We start from the raw sequence: 20,672 nt of genomic DNA on the forward strand, positions 1-20,672 counted from the left end.
TTTGCCCGTTCCTCAAACGCAAACTCCCCCTCTAATCAAATAGCCACAGTTGCGTTTAGGAAACGGAAAGTCTTGAGCATAAATGACGCCAGCGATCGGTGAAGAAAATTTTTGTGATTCTAAGGTGGTGATTATTAGTGAGTAACACCGGTCGTTTTCTGCTTTTAAAGCCGGGACGAGTTACATCAATGAAACTTAATTTGTAAGAGTTCCCGACGATTTGACGCGGGTTTTTGCGCTTAATTCTCAATTAAAATACTGCAAATAAGCGGGTTATATTTGGGCGTGGAAAATCGTAATGAATTCCGACGATTCATTTCTTAACGAACGGTGGTTTTGAATGCGTAAACTTAGAGCATTTCTATCAATGTTCTATCTGAAGAATGAGGGGATGGCGATTTATCAGATCAGGCTCGCAGTGCGCCGGCTTCATGAATCTCAATGCGGTTGCCAAAGGGATCGCGTACGAAGAAGCGTTTCCAAGGCGCTGGACGGCCATCGGCAGTTTCCACGCCGGCAGTCTTCAGATTGGCTCTCAATTTATCCACATCGGCACACTCAAGGCCGAAGTGCCGTTGCGCGTCTGGTCCAAAAGGTTGCTCCTCGACTGAGAGATGAATATCAAGTCCGCCGGCGTCAAACCATACGCCGCCGCGAACTCGAAGCGGCTCGGGTTTGGGAATTTCCCGCAAGCCAAGCTGCCCGGTGTAGAACGAACGGGCAAGGTCTTCGCTGCCCCTGGGCATGCTGATATTGATATGGGAAAGACGCATGGAGGGTAATGTTTCCAATAATCACTCCGCGGTGCAATAGTGAATGTTCTTCAACGCATTCAAGTTTCCAGCCGCACCTTATATTTGTGGTGAGGTCCGCCGTCCCTGCCGGGACGGATTATTTTGTTTGGAGGTCGTTCCGGGGATGTTATTCCCGGTAAGATCCAGCAACCCTCCGGGTTGCAAGAAACTGGGATGCGCTCAACGGGCGCAACTTGACACTGCCCCCAAAAACGGCAGGGCTGAACTGCCCGGCACGGAGCACCTTTGCTGGCGTACGAATGCTCCACCGGCGGCGCGGCAGCGCCGCCGTATCACGGGGCAGTCCGCGGATGCGCGCAATTCAAGCTCTCGCGACGCGTTAGGCGGTGTGCTCGCAATAAATCTCGGGTGGCGTTCCGGTTGGTCGTGAGGGTGGCGTCAAGGATGGCGGAGTTGGCGGCGGTGAACCTCCACCACTGGATGATGATCCTCGGAGGCGATGGTTGAGGGTGATAACCACGTGGGTAATCACGTAAAGCAATGGAAGCACTAAGGCTACGCCGGTGAGAATGTCGTGACCGCGAAGGCGGTAAAAAATCGCGAGGATCAATGAGCCTGAAAGGATGTGGTTGAGTGCGATTTTTGGGTTCATATTTTTTTCGTACGTGGCGATGGTTTTGTCGATTAAGTATCGTGTCCTCGAAAACCGAAATGGTAAGCGACAAAACGATTAACCTTTTGGAAAAAATCGGCGATGAATTTTAATCGCATCCTACTTGGAATTGGTAAATGGTCATCCTTGCTTGCTGGTTTTCCCCTCATCAGTTGGATTTAGTAATCTGACGCAGAATTAAACCAACTCAAGTCGCGTCCGATTAATAGTTCGGTCATTTTCGCATGGTGTGTGTTTTTCATCGCAATGGGTTTGGCCTGAAATCCAAACTCTGCGGCGAGTATCGCGACTTCGGGAGTGTTGTCGTAGGTCATGAGGAAATCGCCCTTGCAGACTCGCATTGCCGCAAATAATCGGCGATGGTCAATCTGCCATTTTGTGTAGAGACGCCGCGCCGCGAGTGTGTATGGTGGGTCAATAAAAAAGACCGCATCTTTGTCAGCTCTCTGTTCTTCAAGGAGAACGAATCCGTCACCCTCTACAAATGTTAGTCGATCTTTAAGGTGATTTATTTCCCGAATCCGACGCGCAAGCGTTTCAGGATACCACCGGGACATAAGTCCTCGACCATTTTCGCCCGCTTTGACCAGACCCGCTCCAGCAGCCATAATTCCACCGCGTTGAACACGATTGCGTAGAATCGTCTGAAACGCTTTTTCGCGAACTGATTCAATTGATGCGTCAAGAACTCTGCGAACATTCTCTATTGAGAGTTCAAAGCCTAGGATCTCATTCGCGAGCCACTCTGCATGTCCGTTTAACACAACACGCCAAACAGCTGCTACTCCGGAATCAAGCTCAGCGAAGACTACATGTTTCGCCAAACGTTCAAACGCCACTGTGAGACTTACAATGCCGCCGCCGGCAAATGGCTCTATGAAGCGAGTCGGCAATTTCGATTTGCTCTGAAGCCAGTCCCGAAGATACGGAATGAACCAAGTCTTGCCGCCAGGGTATCGAAATGGGCTCCGCTGCGGAACACTCGCGACGTTGATGGGCTGGTCTGAAGTATAGCGAACCCGGCGTTGCGGAGCGGCTTCCAAAAACAAGCCATTGGGTTCCTCTCGAACACAGAAACTGCCCGCCGCGTCGAGATGGTGGGCGATGTCTAGAAGATCATTCGCCATCCGAGCTGGTACCCGGATAACGGTAGTTTTGCCCGAGGTCCATTTCCTAGGAAAGGTAGTTGAAGAGCGGCCCATGCGACGAAATCTAGTACATCAACTGCCCGGAGTCAACCCTGTAACAGGGCTATTATCCGTGTTACATCTCAATTATTGGCCATACCGCTGTGACTTTCGAAGCTTTAGGCTCGCTCTTGTGACGGGACTGTTGAAAATAATTGCATGGCTTTCAAAATTACGGAAGTTTTCGGCTACTCCGTGGAAGACAAGAGTCCGGAAGCAATTGCTTCACGGGTGGAGAAACCATGTCCCTTTCAGTTGCCTGGAATGCCTTGCACCAAGGTCAGTAAATCTGACCCTTTGGGTGTCTGCATGTTCGGCGACTCTCAAATCGGCACCCCTGTTTGCCCGATCCGTTTTGTTCAGAACGGTCAGATGTTTGTAGATGTCGCGAGGGCTGCGTTTGGCACCGGACGAAAGATTGTTATCCGTCCCGAGTTACGGATTTTACGAAAGGAAAATGGCAAAAAGGCAGGCAAAGTCGACTACATTATCGGTTTGCTCGGTGAAGATGGAAAGCCTGCTGATTTCTGCGCTCTCGAAGTCCAAGCAGTTTATGTGTCTGGGAATTCCTATTATCCGATGTTCCATGAATTCCTCAACACGGGCATCCCACCTCACGAGCAAAGGGGTATGGATTGGCTTTCTAGCCGCAAGCGCCTAATCTACCAACTCAATCTCAAAGTACCAGTTTTTCGTCGCTGGGGCAAAAAATTCTTTGTTGCGGTAGACCAACAGTTTTTCAAGGCGCTTCCCAAAATGAAACGCGTTCCTGACATCGAGAACAGTGAGGTGACGTGGGTGCTTTACGATTTCAAACGCCGGGATAAGGGCGCACGGTTCAGCATGAGCCCCGCAGAATTTTACTGCACCGAATGGGCAGACGTTGAGGTAGCTTTACGCGAGGGAGTTCCGCCAAAACAAATGGAAATCCTCAATGATGTTTACGCCGCGATGACGAGGAAGCAACGGCCAATAACGGCGATTGACATTTAGCTTTGCCAGCATCATTCATAACACCATTCTCTTGACTAACAATAAACCTTACCCGACTCGATATTCCGTCAACCCGACCGCTGCTTGACCTGAATAATTATCGCTTCCATGATTTGCCGACTTACGGGGCGGTATCGAATCGCACGCGGTACGCGGAGGTGGGAGTTCAAGATCGTGCTTTAGAGCTTCTTCAAACAACCGATTCATTTGATTTGGAGAGCCTGAAGGATTCCATCAAGACAAACACCTATGCCGCTTGAGTGGGAATGTGCTTATGATAAAATGGTTAGTGACTGGTTAATTTGAAAAAGGTGAATATGGCAAGTATCTCAGTTCTTGATGCAAAAACTCGCTTTGGTGAGTTGCTCGAAAGGGTCGCGCAGGGTGAGGAGGTGGTGATCACCAAGCACGACAAGCCGGTGGCGCGCATCATCCCGGAGGGGCGTTCGTCTGCCAAATCCATTCGGGAAGCGGTGGCTTCGATTCGGGAGTTGCGCGGGCGGATCGAAGCCCGGACGAAGGGCAAATCAAAGCTTTCATTGGATGACGTCAAATCGGCGCGGGGCGAGGGCCGCAAGTCAGCGGTTCGTGGGTGGTGGATGCTATAGCGGGCCGGGGCGGGTTTAGAGTTAGTGGAGATCATACGGCTCGCGGGTTTACGTGTTCAAATTGCAAAGCTGCGGTAGAGAGTAGTGAAACCATATGCACTGGTTGTGGATCAGTTTTGCTATCCTAAACCAAAAGAAATTTGAGTTTGCTAAATAAAAAACGGTTAATGATAATCGTCTGATAATTAAATGTTAAGGCGTCATATGAAAAGTAAAAATTCCTTAAAAAAAACAACTAGGAAAATTGTAAAACCCACTAAGTTATCAACTAGTGTTAAGAAGGCTATCCCTGCGCCGATCGTTCTTCAAAATAGCGTATTAACGATGCTAGAGAGCGGAGAAATTTATTTGGATCTGGATAATAATCCCGAATTTTACAATTTTGTACATGGGGTGGGAGATCGCACCTGTCGAGTTCGAGTCCAAGCGCCAGCAATTTGGTTGCGGCTCCCTCCTACGGCACAGGTGTCTGTGCAAGTTTTTGGCTTTACTAGAATGGATTTTGACAATGGCGCCAATGCTCGGTTGTTGGTGAGTGTCGAGCAGCCGGCCAATGTAAGAAGCGACTATTTTATAAATGTATCAGTTTGGGGTAATACGATTCTCTATTCAGTTGCCTTTCAATATGCCTCATTTGGATATATAGCCGGCTGAGGTAAAAGTTTTACGCTACGCTCGCCCTCCCTTTTTTTTCAGTTGATTGGTTTAGATGATGTAGTCGAGGGGGTTGGCGTGGGTTCCTTGCAGGTCTTTCACGCGCTGGCAGAGTTCGGCGACGGTGACGCCTTCGAGGATTTTGGCGATGGCGTCGCGGACTTCTTTCATGATGCTGCGGATGCCGCACTTGGATTCGTCGGGGCAGGAGCATTTGGAGTAGAATTTTTCGCTGACGCAACCGACGGGCGCGAGGGGGCCCTCAATGTGGCGGACGACGAGGGCCAATGAGATTTTCTCGGGGGGCTTGCTGAGGCGGTATCCGCCCGCGACGCCGCGGCGGCTCTCGACGATGCCGGCGGATTTGAGGTCGTTGAGGATTTGTTCGAGGAAGCGTTTGGGGATATTTTGTTGCTCGGAGATGGTTTGGATGCGCAGGACGCGTTGATCGTAATTGAGGCCCAGAACTACGAGGGCTCGAAGGGCGTATTCTCCGCGCAAGGAAAGTTTCATAGGGGATAATATACAATCCGCACCGATTTGCTCAAGATTATATCGAGGAGAGATTTATAGCGAAAAAAGCCAATGAAAACGGCTGTAAATAATAATATCATAATCTCTATTGACATACTGTAGATTATTGATATTATCGTGTGCGTTAACTGAAATGAAGCTTATGAAACACAGGTTCGATTTGGCGTTGGTGGGTGATTGGGCGCGGATGCGCGCGATTTTGGCGTCGCCAGCAAATTGAACGGTCAAATTCCAATCCCATGAAAAAACCTCGATTCAAACAATTCAATCGTCTGGCAGTGGTCACTGCCATTACTGGTCTTCAACTTGGCGCGGCGGCACTCCACGGCGCGACGCTTTCGGATGAGGATGTGCAGGCACTCGTCAAGCGGGTCAATGAACTGGAGCAGCAGGTGAAAATTCTCCAGCGCAATCGCGAGGTGGATCAGGATGTCGCGACGGATAAGGCGAAGGAGTCGGCGATGGTTTCGCTGGGCACCACGGGGTTGGTCGTCAAATCGGGCGATTCGAATTTCACGATGATTGCGCATGGATATGTTCAGGCGGACGCGCGTAATTACATCGGGTCGAAGGCGACGCCGGATGAATTTCTATTGCGTCGCGTGCGCCCGATCGTGGAAGGCACGATTTGGGATAAATTTAATTATCGCCTGATGCTCGACCTGGCGTCGGGCAGCGTGACGGGCAGCACGGCGAACAATGTAGGCATCCTCGATGATGCTTATCTTAACGCGCGCATCTTCGATGACCTGCAAGTTCAAGCGGGCAAATTCAAATCGCCCGTGGGATTGGAACGCCTTCAATCCACCGCGGATTTGTTTTTCGTCGAGACGGGTTTCGCGACCGAGTTGACGCCCAATTACGATCTCGGTGTGGAAGTTCACAATGACCTTTTCACATCGCCCATTGCTTACGCCGTGGGCGTGTTCAACGGCGCGTCCGATAATGCGAGCGACGATGCCGAAACGGACGAAGGCAAGGACGTGGCTGGCCGGTTGTTCCTGCAACCGTTTTTGAAAAAGAACATCGCGCCGTTGCGGAATTTGGGTTTCGGCGTGGCGGGTTCTTATGGCGAGCACAATGGCGGTTCGCTTACGAGTTACAAGACGCCTGGGCAGCAAACGATGTTCACCTACGCCAATGCCGCGCCCGGCGGCGATCTGTATCGCATAGACCCGCAGTTGTTTTGGTATTGGGGTCCGTTCGGCCTGGAGGGCGAATACAATTTGTCGTCGCAAAAATTGATCTCCACCAAAACCGGCGCGGGAATTCCGCCTTACCAACGCTTCAACAATACCGCGTGGCAGGTCGAGGCTTCTTACTTCCTCACTGACGAAGAAAATTCTTTCAAGGCAAGTTCGCTCAAGCACGTCACGCCGTGGCATCGGTTCGCACCGACGCAGGGCGAGTGGGGCGCATTTGAAGTGGTGGCGCGCGTGCAGCAACTTTCGCTGGATGAAAACGCGTTCACCAGCCACGCGGGCACGAGCTACGCCGCGGCGGGTTCGGCGCAGCGCGCGACGGCGTGGGGCGTGGGATTGAACTGGTATCTCAACGAAAACCTGAAACTCAATCTCGATTACGAATCCACGACGTTTCACGGCGGCACCGCGCTGGCCGGATCGGCGACGTCGCGGCCGGAGCATGTGATTCTCAGCCGCATTCAATTCCAATTCTGATTTGTTAGGTTAGTAAGTCCTGCGTTAAGAGCCGATGGGTGAAAGTCCGTCGGCTCTTTTATTTTTACGATTGCGTTGCGGCCAGAGATGCAAAAGCGATTTCCTTTCACACCAGACATTGACAACTTCGCGCGCGCATCGGAAGGTTAGTCACCAAGCATGATTTTCCTGCCGATTGTCGAACGCGAATTGCGCGTGGCTGCGCGCCGAGGAGCAACTTTTGTGTGGCGATCACTGATGGCGCTTTGTGCCATCGGCATCGGCATCATCGTTTTTCTCGCCAACTTCAACCAGCCCGACACCGTGGTTGGCTACGCCATTTTCACCGGACTGGCCGTGCTTGCATTGGTTTATTGTCTCTTTGCCGGACGCCTTTCCACCGCCGATTGTCTGAGCGAAGAAAAGCGCGAAGGCACGCTCGGCCTGCTCTTTCTCACGGACCTGACCGGCAACGACGTCGTGCTTGGGAAATTGGCGGCGACATCTTTGAACGCCTTCTACGGTTTGCTCGCGTTGTTTCCCGTGCTCGCTTTGCCGCTGCTCATGGGTGGTGTCGCCTACACGGAATTTACGCGGCTCGTGCTCGTGTTGCTCGACACTTTTTTATTTTCACTCGCCATCGGCATGTTTGCTTCGTCGCTCACCCGCGATCTTCGCCACGCGATGGCCGTCAACTTTGCCATGCTGCTCGCGTTGACGCTGGTGATCCCGTGTATTGGTGCGGCTATCGCCGCGTGGTGGCACGTGATTATCAATCCATTTGGATATACCAGCCCCATCTACTGTTTCGTGTTGGTCTTTGACCGGTTTTACAAACCGACGCCATACAATTTCTGGTTCTCGTTATTCATTATTCATGGCATCACGTGGTGGCTGCTGTACCAGGCGGGACGCATCGTGCCGCACTCGTGGCAGGACGCGCCCAAACCAAAACCAGTTACGGCAAAAAACAAAGCGCCGCGGCAGGGCTGGTGGCACAAGTGGAGCTACGGCCCGGTTGAAAAACTTCCCGCGCACCGGAAAAAATTGCTCGATGTGAACGCCTTCTTCTGGCTTTCCTCGCGCGCGCGGCTCAAGCCCATGCACGTCTGGGTTTTTCTTTTTCTGCTGGGCGCGTGGTATTTCTTTCTTCACATCACCGCCGATGGAATCGTGGATGATGCCCTCGACCTCATGGCCGCGCTGCTGCTGACCACGACGCTCAAACTGTGGCTCGCGCTCGAAGCCGGCCAGCAACTTGCGCGCGATAAAAAATCCGGCGCGCTCGAATTGCTGCTCTCCACGCCGCTCAATGAGCACGACATCGTGCGCGGACAAATGCTCGCCCTGCGCCGGCAATTTTTTTTCCCGACGATTGCGGTTTTGATTTTGGATTTGGTCCTGATGTACGGCGCGCTTAGCTTCAACAAGCAGCATCCCGATCCACAACTGGGCTATATCTGGATGGGCTCGATCCTCATGGTTCCGATAGACCTGATCGCGCTCAGTTGGTTCGGCATGGCCTCGGCGCTCACGGCAAAAAATTACAATCGCTCGGTGATGGCGGCGGCGGGCATGCTGGCGCTGCCGTATCTGATTTTTGGCGTGGGCACGGTCATAGCTGAAGTGTGGATTGACCTGACTTCAAGCCCGCCCGCGTTCGGCTCGGCTTTTCACCCGGGGTGGTTTTTTGCGCTCTCGCTGGTGACCGATGTCTTTTTTGGACGGCGCGCTTACAAGCAATTATTTGGCGGGATGCGCCGCATGGCTTCGCAACGATTTATTTCCGCCACGCGCGCGGAAGCCGAAATCAAACCCGCGAAACCTAAAATCTCGCGGCGCAAACTTGCTCTGCGCTGGGCGGTGGCGACGGCTGTGATCGCTGTCGTGGCCGGATACCTGAGCATGGATTCGCCGCGCCATTTTCCGCCGCCAGTTATCGTGCCGATGAGCACCGGGCAAGGGACGTTGCAGGTTTTTCCGTCGAGCGCCGGGGCGATTTTTATTTTGCCGGATGGGACGTTGTGGCGATTCGGCAAAACCGGAGGGAACATGGACCGGGCGATCGTGCCGGAACCGTTCGACACCAATCGTTGGACGAGTGTGGCGGCGGCGCCGGAGGATTTTATCGGCATTCGCGACGACGGGACATTATGGCAGGAGCCGTTTCGTTACGGTGCTCCCGGTGGGCTTTCTCAACTGGGCTCGGACCATGATTGGGTGAAAGTCTCCGGCGTCAATTCCCACGGTTGCGCCATCAAACGCGACGGCTCCTTGTGGGTGTGGGGAAACAATCAGATCGGCCAATTGGGCATCGGCCCGGGTCCGTTTCAGGAAACACCCGTGCAGGTCGGCAGCGATAAGAATTGGTCGTCCACCTTTTGCTCGGGCGCGGCCACGCTCGCCATCCGAACCGATGGCACACTCTGGGCCTGGGGACGCACGTTTTTCATCAGTGGCTTTCAGTACTCCTCCGTCGCCAATTTCGCAACTCCCACCCAGGTCTGCCGCGACACCAACTGGAGCGATTTCCCAGTCACAGGCATGACCATCAAGGTTCGCAATCGCGCGGGCGAACTTTGGGAGCCATTCCTCCTGCCACCCGATGCGCTGCTGGGCGCGGATGCCACCTGCCGCCTCGCCTGTTACGCGGCAAACTCCAATCGGCTCGCTTATGCTTTTTGCGGAGAACCAACAGCTTTTGAAATTCGCACCAACGGCACGCTTTGGCGGAAGGAATACACAAGTGGCTCGACCATGATTGCATCCACCGAGAAATGGCAGCAGGTCGGCAAACGCGCGGACTGGGTTTCGCTTTGGGGCGGCGGTGGGACGATTTACGGCCTGACGACGGATGGTGTTCTTTGGACCTGGGGCTTCGACCCGACCCGCACGGATGAGCCGGATAATTTTCACGAAAGCCTGCGCGTGTTTCATTTGCAAATCCTCGCCGCCATGGGTAAAGCCTCTGGCGGCGCACGGTTCGGGATGAATCGAAACGCCGTCTGGCAATACGAAAAAAAACCGCACGCCATCCTGCGTCTCACTGGCGCGCCGTCGGTGGCTTCGACACCATAGCCAGACTCCAAAAGAAGTTTCACTTTGCCGGGAACAGCTTCTTTTCTGCTAACTCATAACCGGTAAATGGTTTCAGTTGATGGGCGACGCGTGGCTTTTGCCGCCGTTCGCTTGTGAAAAAAATCACAAATTCAACTTGCCGTCTTTTTCCCGCCTGATTAGTTTGTTTAAGACGGCGGTATTTCCACCGCTAATCTTATGCAGACAAGCACCGAGATCGGCTATAATTCGAAGGTCGAAGGCGACGTCGTCGTTACGCAACTGGACGCCGCCCTCAACTGGTTCCGCAAGAATTCCCTTTGGCCCATGCCAATGGGGCTGGCTTGCTGCGCGATCGAATTGATGGCTGCGGGCGCGAGCCGGTTCGATATTTCCCGCTTCGGTTCCGAAGTCATGCGATTTTCGCCGCGCCAATCCGATGTCATGATTGTCGCCGGCACGGTCACTTATAAAATGGCGCTGGCGGTCAAACGCATCTACGACCAAATGGCTGAACCCAAGTGGGTTATCGCGATGGGCGCGTGCGCCTCGACCGGTGGCATGTATCGCAGCTACGCCGTTTTGCAAGGCGTGGATCGCATCATTCCGGTGGATGTTTATGTGGCCGGTTGCCCGCCGCGTCCCGAAGCTTTGCTCGATGCCCTGATCAAACTGCAAAATAAAGTGGCCAAAGAACCGGTCATTTCCGTGCAGCGAAAAGTCATCGCTGACACTTCGGTATAATTTAATTCGGATTCATTTGCCCGTGGAACTTGCGCAAAAATTAAAAGAGAAATTCGGCGACCTCATCGCGGAACCCGTGGAGTTTCGCGGCGAGACGACGCTGAAAGTGCTCGATGCCGAACGCATCGCGGACGTGTGCGCCTTCGCGAAGAACGAACTGAAGTTCGATTACCTGATTGATATTTCGTCGGTGGATAATTACGGCGATGATCCACGTTACACGGTCGTTTATGAACTTTACGGTTTGGGTCATCACGTGCATTTGCGTTTGAAGACTGATGTCAGTGAAGAAAAATGTGAATTGCCGACCGTCACCGGTGTGTGGCGCACCGCTGACTGGCACGAGCGCGAGGCTTTTGACATGATGGGTTTGCGTTTTCGCGGGCATCCCGACCTGCGCCGTATTTTGATGTGGGAAGGCTATCCGTATTTTCCGTTGCGCAAGGATTTTCCGCTCTCGGGCAAGCCGACGGATTTGCCGGAAGTGGCTTTCACCAAGCCCGCGCCGCTCGAAGGCGGCCCGTTCGTCACCATTGCCGGCGGCAAAGACCGTGTCGCCCGCGAACCGCGCGTGCGCATTGCCGAATCGGAAACCGTTCCGCTCAACGCGCGCCTCGAACGCCGCAGCGACATCAAAGACGCCCACGGCCAATCGCATGGGCCGGGAACTGTGGACAAGAAAAGTTAATTAAATGGCCACGACTCACGACATTGAATTTCGCGACCCGCAGGCGCGCATCGTCACCGCGCTCGCGGCGGACGCTGCCGGCACGTCGCCTTCGCATGAGTTGACGGACATGCAGGGCGAGAAGATGGTCCTCAACATGGGGCCGTCGCACCCGGCGACGCACGGCGTGTTGCGCATCATTCTCGAACTGGATGGCGAACTGATCACCAAGGCTTTTCCCGACATCGGTTATCTGCATCGCGGCGATGAAAAAATCGCCGAGAACATGACCTACACGCAGTTCATTCCCTACACCGACCGCCTCGACTATCTCGCGCCGCTCGCGAATAACGTCGCCTACGCGCTCGCAGTGGAAAAACTGCACGGCATTGACAAAGACCTTCCGCCGCGCTGCCAATACATCCGCGTGATGTGCTGCGAACTGGCGCGCATCTCGTCGCATTTGCTTGGCCTGGGCGCGTTCGCGATGGACGTCGGCGCGCTCACGGTTTTTCTTCATACCTTCACGCAGCGCGAGACGATTTATAATTTGATCGAGGCCCTCACCGGCGCGCGATTCACGACGAGTTACACGCGCATCGGCGGTGTGTCGCGCGATTTGCCGCCCGGTTGGCTGGACCAGTTGCGCAAGTTTTTGAAGGAAGTTGCGGTGAATTTTGAGGAGTCGGAAAAATTGCTGACGCGCAATCGCATCTTCATGGATCGCACGCGGGACATCGGCGTGATCTCGAAGGAAGACGCGATTGATTACGCGCTCAGCGGGCCGAACCTGCGCGGCAGCGGCGTGGATTTCGATTTGCGCAAGGCGCATCCGTATTTGGTCTATGACCAGTTGCAATTCGATATTCCGACCGGTTCGGTGGGCGATTGCTACGACCGTTATCTCGTGCGCATGGAAGAGATGCGCCAGAGCGCCCGTATTTTGGCGCAATGCGCCGATAAAATTCCCGACGGCCCGGTGCATATCCAAAATGGCAAGACGGTTTTGCCGCCGAAGGAAAAAGTTTTGACGGGCATGGAAGAATTGATCCATCAATTCATTCTAGTGACGCAGGGTGAGAACGCGCCCCCGGGTGAAGTTTATTTCGGCGCGGAAAATCCCAAGGGCGAACTCGGCTTTTATATCCACAGCAAAGGCGGCGGCACCCCGCATCGCCTCAAAATTCGCGCGCCATCGTTCGTGAACCTGAGCATCCTTTCCCATTCGCTGCCCGGCCACCTGATGAGCGACGTCGTGGCGATTCTCGGGTCGCTGGATTTCGTGATGGGAGAATGCGACCGCTAAAAAATGTTATGAACCAAATCGTGTGGTGTGACATACCGGTGAAAAATTTGGATCGTTCGATCCAATTTTATAGCGCCGTGCTTGGGTCGGCGGTGAAAAAAGAATCCATGCCCGGCATGACGTTCGGGCTGTTGCCGCACGCCAACGACAGCGTGAGCGGCTGCCTGGTTGAAACAACGGAAGTGAAGCCTTCCGAGCATGGCCCGTTGATTTATTTGAATTGCGACGGCCGCCTGGATGCGGCCATCGCCGCCGTGGAAGCGAACGGCGGGAAAGTTTTGAAACCGAAACATCCAATCGGCCCGTATGGTTTTCGCGCCGTGATTTTGGACAGTGAAGGCAACCGCCTCGCCTTGCACTCGAAGTAAAATGAGTTTTACCGTTCCAGCCGCACTTGAAGCCGAGTTGAACGAACTCGTGACGCATTATCCGCAAAAACGGAGCGCGTCGCTGATGTTTCTGCACGCCATTCAAGAGCATTTCGGCTACATCTCGAAAGAAGCCGTTGAGTGGACTGCCGCGAAGCTCGAGTTGCAGCCGATCAACGTGTATGAGTTGGTGACGTTTTACCCGATGTTCCGGCAGGAGCCGGCGGGCAAGACGGTGTTGAAAGTTTGCCGCACGCTGAGTTGTGCGCTTGGCGGTTCAAAACAGTTGCACGAACATTTTTGCCAGAAGCTCGGCCTCGATAGTCACGCCCACGGATTGCAGACGACGAAGGACGGGAAATTTTCGGTGGAATTTGTCGAGTGCCTGGCCAGTTGCGGCACCGCGCCGGTCATGATGTGCAATGAGGATTTTTACGAAGGCGTGAGCAACGCGAAGGCGGACGAACTATTGGAGAAGTATAAATGAAGACTTTCCACACTCCGCATTCCGCACCGGGAATTGGCTGCCGAACATGGATTCGAACCATGACAGACTGCTCCAGAGGCAGCCGTGCTACCATTACACCATTCGGCAAGCAGCAATTTAAAAAGCTAGTGGGTTTATCGGCGGAGTCAAGCCTCGCCTTAACCTTTGATTGATATGCCCCAGGAATATCGCCTTATCTTAAAACATGCGGACGAGCCCGGTTACACGCCGGAGATTGATTCCTATTTGCGCGTGGGCGGTTACGAGACGCTCAAGAAGGCGCTGGCGATTGCGCCCAAGAGCTTGCCCGATGGCAAGACGCAAAGCGCGCAGGAACAAATCCGCGACGAGGTCAAACTCTCCGGTTTGCGCGGTCGCGGCGGCGCGGGTTTTTCGTGCGGCTTAAAATGGTCGTTCGTGGACCGGCGCAGCGGCAAACCGATCTATCTCATTTGCAACGCCGACGAATCCGAGCCCGGCACGTTCAAGGATCGCCAGATCATTTACAAAGATCCGCATCAGATGATCGAAGGCATGATCATCTCCTGCTTCGCGAACGACGTGAAGCTTGCCTATATCTATATCCGCGGCGAATTTCCCGAGGGCGCGCGCATATTGAATCGCGCCTTGAAAGATGCGCGGGCGAAAAATTTTCTCGGCAAGAATATTCTGGGCAGCAGCTACGATCTGGAAATCTACGTTCACCGTGGCGCGGGCGCTTACATTTGCGGTGAAGAAACGGGCTTGATCGAATCGCTCGAAGGCAAGCGCGCCTACCCGCGCATCAAGCCGCCTTATTTTCCCGCGATTCTCGGCCTTTATCAATGCCCAACCATCGTCAACAATGTTGAAACGCTTTGCGCGGTGAAACATATCGTGGCGATGGGCGCATCGGAGTTCGCGAAACTCGGCACGCCGAACAACACCGGCACGCGCATCGTGAGCATAAGCGGGCATGTGAAAAAGCCGGGTTACTACGAAGTCGAAGTGGGCAAGGCGACGATCGGGCAGTTGATCAATGAATTCGCGGGCGGCTTGCGCGACGGGCGCAAATTGAAAGCGATCATCCCGGGCGGTTCGTCCTCCAAAGTTTTCAGGGCCGGCGAAAAGTTCAAATTGAAGAAAAAAGTGGACGGGAAAGATGTCGAGCAGGAAGTGGAAGTGCTCGATCTGCCTTACGATTTTGACTCGCTCATGGCGGCAGGCACCATGTCGGGCTCCGGCGCGATCATCGTGGTTGACGATTCCGCGGACATCGTGGAAGTGCTGGCGAACATCAGCGAATTTTACGCGCACGAAAGTTGCGGCCAATGCACGCCGTGTCGCGAGGGCTCGCTCTGGATGAGCAAGACGCTGCATCGCATGACGCACGGCGAGGGCCGCAAGCAGGACGCCGATTACCTCGTGAAAATCGCCGACAACATTCCCGGTGGCCGGACGATCTGCGCCTTCGGCGAAGCTTGTTCCTGGCCCGTGCAAAGTTTCGTGGCCAAGTTTAAAGATGAATTCGTGGCCAAAGGCGCGGCGGATGAAGCAAAGCGCGCGGCTGGCCAAGGCGCCGGGCCGACGCATGATTTAAAAATCGCGGCGAGTCCCAACGCATAGTTTTAAAATCATTGACCAACTATGAATGCGACCACTGAACAAGTATTCATCGAAGCGCTCTCGTTGCCGACGCAGTCGCGCGCAGAGCTGGCGCAAAAATTATTGGCGAGCTTGAATCGTGAGACTGACTCGGCAGAAATAGAAGCCGCATGGGCAGAAGAAGCCGTTGGGCGGTGCAATGCATACGATCAGGGCAAAATTCCTGAGCGTGATTCCATGGATGTATTGCGGGATGCCTACAAAAAAGTTGGGTGAAGAGAATAACTTATTTAAGTGTCGCCGAGACAGAATTGACCGATGCCGCAAAATATTATGATGAACAACAACCGGGACTTGGCAGAGAATTTCTTGATGCGATCAAAAGCGCCCAGGAATTCATCCAGCGCAATCCGGAATTGCCATCTATTTACAAAGAACTCGTGCGCAGTCGGCGGGTTAAGCCATTTTCCTATAAATTGCTCTACCGCGAATTATCAGACCGTATCCAAATCGTCGCGGTTATGCATTGCAGCCGGCGGCCTGATTATTGGCAAAACCGAATCTCATAAATCTGAGCTGAATGATTTAAATTAGATGTCCACACCCGCACCAACTGAAAAAGCCATGACAACGACCGCATTGGAATTTTGCGTCAAGGCATTGAGTTTGCCTCGCCAAACCCGGGCTGAAATTGCCGAGCATCTTTTGAGCAGTCTTGAGGATGATGAATCTTTCGCACATACTGAGGCACTATGGAGAAATGAAATACGCCGCCGCCGCGACGAAATTCGCGACGGAAAAACCAAATTGCGCCCGGCTGACAAAGTTATGCGGAGTGCCCTGCGCGCAATAGCGTGAAGCCTGTTTACTATCACTGTGAAGCCGATGTTGAACTTGTTGCAGCCGCAAAATATTACCAATGCCAGCGCACTGGATTGGGCAGGCGTTTCCTTCAATCTGTTCACAAAACATTGGCAACAATTCAAGAAAGTCCAAAACGATATTCTTATTATGACAGGCCATTACGAAGCTGCCGCGTCGTGGGATTTCCCTATCGCGTCGTTTATGATGAAACGCCGGATGCAATTCACATTCTCGCCGTTATGCACCTTGCTCGGGAACCGGATTATTGGAAACATCGGCACTAACTTGATTGTAAGATTTTAGTAACTGGAATACATGTCCACACCCGCACCAACTGAAACGAAGGCCGCGCCGCCGCCGGTTGAGACCATCAAGGTCAAGGTGGATGGCCGCGAGATTTCCGTGCCCAAGACCACGCCGGACCCGATCACAGGCAAGCCGACGCCCACGACGATGATTCAGGCGTGCGCGCTCTCCAAGGTGGATGTCCCGCATTATTGTTATCATCCCAAGTTGCCGGTGGTCGGCAACTGCCGCATGTGCCTGGTCGAGTTCGGCACGCCCGCGCTGGGGCCGGACCGCAAGCCGGTCATGAATCCCGACGGCACGCCGAAGATCGCGAAATCGCCGCGTCCCGCGATTGCCTGCGCCACGCCGGTTTCGCCGGGGATGGAAATTTACACGAACACGCACGGCGTGAAACAGATGCGCGAGGGCGTGCTGGAATTTTTGCTGATCAATCATCCGCTGGATTGTCCGATTTGCGACCAGGCGGGCGAATGCAAGTTGCAGGAATATTCCGTGGATTACGGCCAGGCGACGAGCCGCTTCGTGGAGACGAAAGTCCACAAGCCCAAGCACGTTGACCTCGGGCCGCGCATCGTCCTCGACGACGAGCGTTGCATCCTGTGTACCCGCTGCATCCGGTTTTCGCGCGACATCGCGCAGGACGACGCCCTGGGCATTGTCAATCGCGGCAGTTACAACACGCTCAGCGCGTATCCCGGCAAAGCCTTTGACAATAATTACACGCTGAACACGGTGGACATTTGCCCGGTGGGCGCGCTGACCTCGAAAGATTTTCGTTTCCAGATGCGCGTGTGGTTTCTCAAGGAAACCAAGAGCGTCTGCACGAGTTGTTCGACGGGCTGCAATATCGTTGTCGGTTCGCGCGAAGAAAAAGTGTTTCGCTACGAGCCGCGCGAGAACGATGCCGTCAATTCGAGTTGGATGTGCGATGCGGGCCGCCTTAATTATAAATGGATCGGCAGTGAAAATCGTTTGACTGAAGTGCGCATCGGCAAAACCTCGACCACCTGGGCGGCGGCGCTCAACGAAATTTCCGACAAACTTGCGAAAGTCAAAAATGGCTCCGTCGCCATCGTTGCTTCCGCGCGACAGACGAACGAAGAATTATTTTTGCTCGCAAAACTGGCGAAGAAATTCAACGCCATCACCGACTCCGTTCCGCGCCCGCAAGCGGCTGACAAATTGCTCGTCAGCAACGACCGCAATCCGAACAGCAATGGCGCGACGCTCACGGGCATCGCGCCCGCGACGATGGGTACGAATTTGCCGCATATCGCCCAAGGCATCCGCAATGGCAGCATCAAGACGCTGATTGTTTTTGGTGAAGACGTGACGAAGCATGGTATCGGCACGGATTTGCTCAGCAAATTGGACACGCTTATCGTCAGCGAAATTTTGCCGAACACGACGACCGAACTGGCGCATTACACGTTGCCCGGTTGCGCGCATATCGAAAAGCGCGGCAGCTTCACGAATGGCAAGGGCCGCGTGCAGAAATTCATGAAGGGCGTCGAGCCTCGCGGCGACGCGCGTCCTGAGTGGGAATTTTTGCACGAGTTGGTTTACAACGTCACTGGCCAAAACGGTTTTGCGAGCATCGAAGGATTGTTCAATCAGATGGCGAAGGAAATTCCGGCGTTCAATGGCCTGACCTGGGCCGGGCTCGGTGACACGGGAGCAAGCATAACCATTTAAGCGATGCACCCTATTGAATCACTCACGAACTGGTTGAACGGCCTGACGCCGGCAAACCAATTCATCGTTTTTTCCTGCATCAAAATCGCCATCGTCTTCGGCATTTTGCTGACCTTCGTCGCGTATTCAGTTTTGGCCGAGCGCAAAATTTCCGCGTGGATTCAGGATCGCGTCGGCCCGAATCGCGTGGCGCTGCCGTTGATCGGAAGCATTCCGATTCTCGGACCATTTCTGACGCGCCTCGGTATTTGGCAGCCGATGGTGGATGGGCTCAAATCGTTTTTGAAGGAAGACTTCACGCCCGGCCACGTGCGCAAAGTTTATTTCTGGCTCGCGCCCGCGATCACGATGATTCCCGCGTTGCTCACGGTAGCGGTGATTCCATTCGGCTCGAACATCGGCGGGCAGCACATGGTCGTCGCGAATTTGAACGTCGGCATTCTCTACAGCTTCGGGATCGTTTCACTCGGTGTGTATGGCATCGTGCTTGCGGGTTACGCGGCGAATTCCAAATATCCGTTCCTTGGCGGCATCCGTTCGAGCGCGCAACTTATCTCCTACGAAATCTGCATGGGCATGTCCGTCATCGGCGTGTTCATGATCGTGGGCAGTTTGAACCTGGGCGATGTCATCGCCTACCAGACGCACACCTGCTGGCTGATTCTCAAGCAGCCGCTGGGTTTCGTGATTTTCCTCGTGGCGGCGTTTGCGGAAACGAACCGCCTGCCATTCGACATGCCCGAATGCGAAAGCGAACTCGTGGCCGGTTACAACACCGAATATAGCTCGATGAAATTTGCGCTGTTTTTCATGGGCGAATACGCCAACATGATCGTTTCGGCGGGCATGATGGTGACGCTGTTCCTCGGCGGATGGACGTTGCCATTCGCGGGACTCGACCAGCCGGCCACGACCGTCACGATGGGCATCGTCAGCATCCTGATTTTCCTGGCGAAGGTGATTGTGCTCATGGGCCTGTTCATTTGGGTGCGGTGGATGCTGCCGCGGTTTCGTTACGACCAGTTGATGAACCTGGGCTGGCAGCGGTTCATTCCGTTGACGCTGGCGAATATTTTTGTGACGGCGTTGATTTTGTGGATCATCGCCTTGAAGCATTGAGCGATGCCGGACGAAAAATAATTTAAGCGAATGATTGTTAAGCGCGAAAAACTGAATTTTTGGGAACGCCTTTACCTGCCGGCGCTGGTCGGCGGGTTCAAGGTGACGCTGCGCCATTTCTTCAGCAAGAAGATCACGATGCAGTATCCCGAGGAAAAATGGGTGGTGCCGCCCGGTTATCGCGGCGCGCCGTACCTCGTGAAGGACCAGGAGAACCGGACGAAATGCGTCTCGTGCCAGTTGTGCGAATTCGTGTGCCCGCCCAAGGCCATCCGCATCACGCCGCCGGGACCCGCGGGAACGCCGGACGCCGGCAATGTCGAGAAGGGGCCGAAGGAATTTGAGATCAATATGCTGCGGTGCATCTTCTGTGGTTTCTGCCAGGAAGTGTGCCCGGAGGAAGCGATCTTCCTGATGAAAGATTATTCGCTCACCGGCACGAACCGCAAAGAGATGATTTATAACAAAGAAAAATTGCTGTCGCTCGGCGGCATTCATCAGGACAAAATCCACAAGTGGCAGCACAAGGCGGACGAAGCCCGGGCGCAGGAAAATTTTCCGGTGAAAGAAATTTAATGACGGCCAACCCCTCGCGGCACATCAGCAGGCAATGATGCAGGACATTTTGTTTTATATATTTTCGGCGCTGGCGCTGCTTTGCGGCGTGTTTGTCATTGTGGGGCGCAACCCCGTGAACAGCGCCATGTTCCTGGTGCTCACGATTCTTTCGCTCGCGGGATTGTTCGTCCTGCTGCACGCGTTTTTTCTCGCGGCGGTGCAGATCATCGTTTACGCGGGTGCGGTGATCGTGTTGTTCCTGTTTGTGATCATGCTGCTCGATTTGAAAGAAGAACAGCGCCGCAAGATCAAGGTCGCCAGCGTTGGCCTGGGGGTGGTTTCGGTTGCGGCCATCGGCGGTTTATTTTGGCGCGCGCTTTCGCAAACGCCGTTGTCGGCGACCTCCGGCGTCGAGGGCGGGCCGTTGGAACTGGGGCGCATCCTGTTTTCAAGTTATACGCTGCCATTTGAAATATTGTCCGTGCTGCTGCTCGTGGCGATGGTGGGCGTGATTCTCATCAGCAAAAAGGATTTGAAATGAACCTGACGCCGGTGGGGCCGGAACATTATTTGATCGTGAGCGGGCTGCTGTTTTGCCTGGGATTGATGGGCGTAGTCATGCGCCGCAATCTTCTGGTGATTTATATGTGCCTCGAGATGATGCTCAACGCCGCGAACCTCGCGCTGGTCGCGATGTCCCGCAGCAACGGCAATCTCGACGGACAGATCGTGGTGTTCTTTATCATCACGGTCGCGGCGGCGGAAGTCGCGGTAGGGCTGGCGCTGATCGTGGCGTTGTATCGCCGCCGGCAAACGGCCCACGTTGAAGATCTCACGGCAATGAAATTTTAG

Annotated in this window: 23 protein-coding genes and 1 tRNA gene; 19 read left to right on the plus strand and 5 right to left on the minus strand. The window is 54.1% G+C overall.

Annotated features, from left to right (window positions below; all coding sequences use genetic code 11):
• Window positions 1–407 precede the first annotated feature (407 nt).
• From VH413_06790 to VH413_06800, 3 genes are all read right to left on the minus strand, one after another.
• The gene (locus VH413_06790; protein ID HEX3798393.1) at window positions 408–773 is read right to left on the minus strand and encodes a VOC family protein; all 366 of its coding nucleotides are present in this window, start codon (window positions 771–773) and stop codon (window positions 408–410) included.
• 361 nt (window positions 774–1,134) lie between these two features.
• On the minus strand, window positions 1,135–1,407 hold the full coding sequence (locus VH413_06795) for a hypothetical protein (GenBank protein ID HEX3798394.1): 273 nt from the start codon (window positions 1,405–1,407) through the stop codon (window positions 1,135–1,137).
• Between the two features lie 179 nt (window positions 1,408–1,586).
• A complete protein-coding gene (locus VH413_06800) occupies window positions 1,587–2,630 on the minus strand; it encodes a DNA adenine methylase (GenBank protein ID HEX3798395.1) in 1,044 nt (347 codons plus the stop codon).
• Between the two features lie 144 nt (window positions 2,631–2,774).
• Between VH413_06800 and VH413_06805 the strand changes: the two genes are divergently transcribed.
• From VH413_06805 to VH413_06815, 3 genes are all read left to right on the plus strand, one after another.
• A complete protein-coding gene (locus tag VH413_06805) occupies window positions 2,775–3,608 on the plus strand; it encodes a NotI family restriction endonuclease (GenBank protein ID HEX3798396.1) in 834 nt (277 codons plus the stop codon).
• Window positions 3,609–3,919: 311 nt separating this feature from the next.
• The gene (locus VH413_06810; GenBank protein HEX3798397.1) at window positions 3,920–4,216 is read left to right on the plus strand and encodes a type II toxin-antitoxin system prevent-host-death family antitoxin; all 297 of its coding nucleotides are present in this window, start codon (window positions 3,920–3,922) and stop codon (window positions 4,214–4,216) included.
• A 204-nt stretch (window positions 4,217–4,420) separates the two neighbouring features.
• Complete coding sequence (locus VH413_06815) at window positions 4,421–4,870, plus strand: hypothetical protein (GenBank protein HEX3798398.1); 450 nt, start codon at window positions 4,421–4,423, stop codon at window positions 4,868–4,870.
• A 51-nt stretch (window positions 4,871–4,921) separates the two neighbouring features.
• On the opposite strand, the gene VH413_06820 is transcribed toward VH413_06815, so the two are convergent.
• Window positions 4,922–5,383, minus strand: a complete 462-nt coding sequence (locus tag VH413_06820) for an Rrf2 family transcriptional regulator (GenBank protein ID HEX3798399.1) — start codon at window positions 5,381–5,383, stop codon at window positions 4,922–4,924.
• 260 nt (window positions 5,384–5,643) lie between these two features.
• Between VH413_06820 and VH413_06825 the strand changes: the two genes are divergently transcribed.
• The 7 genes from VH413_06825 (at window position 5,644) to VH413_06855 (ending at window position 13,691) form a co-directional block, all read left to right on the plus strand.
• Window positions 5,644–7,083, plus strand: coding sequence for a porin (locus VH413_06825; protein ID HEX3798400.1), 1,440 nt, complete (start codon window positions 5,644–5,646; stop codon window positions 7,081–7,083).
• Between the two features lie 159 nt (window positions 7,084–7,242).
• The gene (locus VH413_06830) at window positions 7,243–10,140 is read left to right on the plus strand and encodes an ABC transporter permease subunit (GenBank protein HEX3798401.1); all 2,898 of its coding nucleotides are present in this window, start codon (window positions 7,243–7,245) and stop codon (window positions 10,138–10,140) included.
• Between the two features lie 198 nt (window positions 10,141–10,338).
• Window positions 10,339–10,863 (plus strand): NADH-quinone oxidoreductase subunit NuoB, encoded by a 525-nt coding sequence (gene nuoB / locus VH413_06835; GenBank protein HEX3798402.1) that lies wholly within the window; start codon window positions 10,339–10,341, stop codon window positions 10,861–10,863.
• 22 nt (window positions 10,864–10,885) lie between these two features.
• A complete protein-coding gene (locus VH413_06840; protein HEX3798403.1) occupies window positions 10,886–11,551 on the plus strand; it encodes an NADH-quinone oxidoreductase subunit C in 666 nt (221 codons plus the stop codon).
• A 4-nt stretch (window positions 11,552–11,555) separates the two neighbouring features.
• The gene (gene nuoD / locus VH413_06845) at window positions 11,556–12,836 is read left to right on the plus strand and encodes an NADH dehydrogenase (quinone) subunit D (protein ID HEX3798404.1); all 1,281 of its coding nucleotides are present in this window, start codon (window positions 11,556–11,558) and stop codon (window positions 12,834–12,836) included.
• Between the two features lie 8 nt (window positions 12,837–12,844).
• Window positions 12,845–13,204, plus strand: a complete 360-nt coding sequence (locus VH413_06850) for a VOC family protein (GenBank protein ID HEX3798405.1) — start codon at window positions 12,845–12,847, stop codon at window positions 13,202–13,204.
• Window position 13,205: 1 nt separating this feature from the next.
• A complete protein-coding gene (locus VH413_06855) occupies window positions 13,206–13,691 on the plus strand; it encodes an NAD(P)H-dependent oxidoreductase subunit E (protein HEX3798406.1) in 486 nt (161 codons plus the stop codon).
• A 34-nt stretch (window positions 13,692–13,725) separates the two neighbouring features.
• Here the strand turns inward: VH413_06855 and VH413_06860 are convergent.
• Window positions 13,726–13,799: transfer RNA gene (locus VH413_06860), tRNA-Gln, on the minus strand.
• Between the two features lie 66 nt (window positions 13,800–13,865).
• Here VH413_06860 and nuoF point away from each other — a divergent pair.
• From nuoF to nuoK, 9 genes are all read left to right on the plus strand, one after another.
• The gene (gene nuoF, locus VH413_06865) at window positions 13,866–15,296 is read left to right on the plus strand and encodes an NADH-quinone oxidoreductase subunit NuoF (protein ID HEX3798407.1); all 1,431 of its coding nucleotides are present in this window, start codon (window positions 13,866–13,868) and stop codon (window positions 15,294–15,296) included.
• A 21-nt stretch (window positions 15,297–15,317) separates the two neighbouring features.
• Entirely contained in the window at window positions 15,318–15,551 is a 234-nt protein-coding gene (locus tag VH413_06870; protein HEX3798408.1) for an addiction module protein, read from the plus strand.
• Complete coding sequence (locus VH413_06875; protein HEX3798409.1) at window positions 15,548–15,844, plus strand: type II toxin-antitoxin system RelE/ParE family toxin; 297 nt, start codon at window positions 15,548–15,550, stop codon at window positions 15,842–15,844. Before VH413_06870 ends, VH413_06875 begins: the two co-directional genes overlap by 4 nt.
• Before the next feature lie 25 nt (window positions 15,845–15,869).
• The gene (locus tag VH413_06880) at window positions 15,870–16,133 is read left to right on the plus strand and encodes an addiction module protein (GenBank protein HEX3798410.1); all 264 of its coding nucleotides are present in this window, start codon (window positions 15,870–15,872) and stop codon (window positions 16,131–16,133) included.
• A 321-nt stretch (window positions 16,134–16,454) separates the two neighbouring features.
• Window positions 16,455–18,143 carry a molybdopterin-dependent oxidoreductase gene (locus VH413_06885; protein ID HEX3798411.1) on the plus strand — a complete coding sequence of 563 codons (1,689 nt, stop codon included), beginning with the start codon at window positions 16,455–16,457 and terminating at the stop codon, window positions 18,141–18,143.
• Window positions 18,144–18,146: 3 nt separating this feature from the next.
• Window positions 18,147–19,262 carry an NADH-quinone oxidoreductase subunit NuoH gene (gene nuoH / locus VH413_06890; GenBank protein HEX3798412.1) on the plus strand — a complete coding sequence of 372 codons (1,116 nt, stop codon included), beginning with the start codon at window positions 18,147–18,149 and terminating at the stop codon, window positions 19,260–19,262.
• A 30-nt stretch (window positions 19,263–19,292) separates the two neighbouring features.
• A complete protein-coding gene (locus VH413_06895) occupies window positions 19,293–19,838 on the plus strand; it encodes an NADH-quinone oxidoreductase subunit I (protein ID HEX3798413.1) in 546 nt (181 codons plus the stop codon).
• A gap of 49 nt (window positions 19,839–19,887) precedes the next feature.
• Complete coding sequence (locus tag VH413_06900; protein HEX3798414.1) at window positions 19,888–20,361, plus strand: NADH-quinone oxidoreductase subunit J; 474 nt, start codon at window positions 19,888–19,890, stop codon at window positions 20,359–20,361.
• Window positions 20,358–20,672 (plus strand): NADH-quinone oxidoreductase subunit NuoK, encoded by a 315-nt coding sequence (nuoK, locus tag VH413_06905; GenBank protein HEX3798415.1) that lies wholly within the window; start codon window positions 20,358–20,360, stop codon window positions 20,670–20,672. The genes VH413_06900 and nuoK overlap by 4 nt, the downstream gene beginning before the upstream one ends.

This window comes from Verrucomicrobiia bacterium (assembly GCA_036268055.1).
Taxonomy (GTDB): domain Bacteria; phylum Verrucomicrobiota; class Verrucomicrobiia; order Limisphaerales; family Pedosphaeraceae; genus DATAUW01.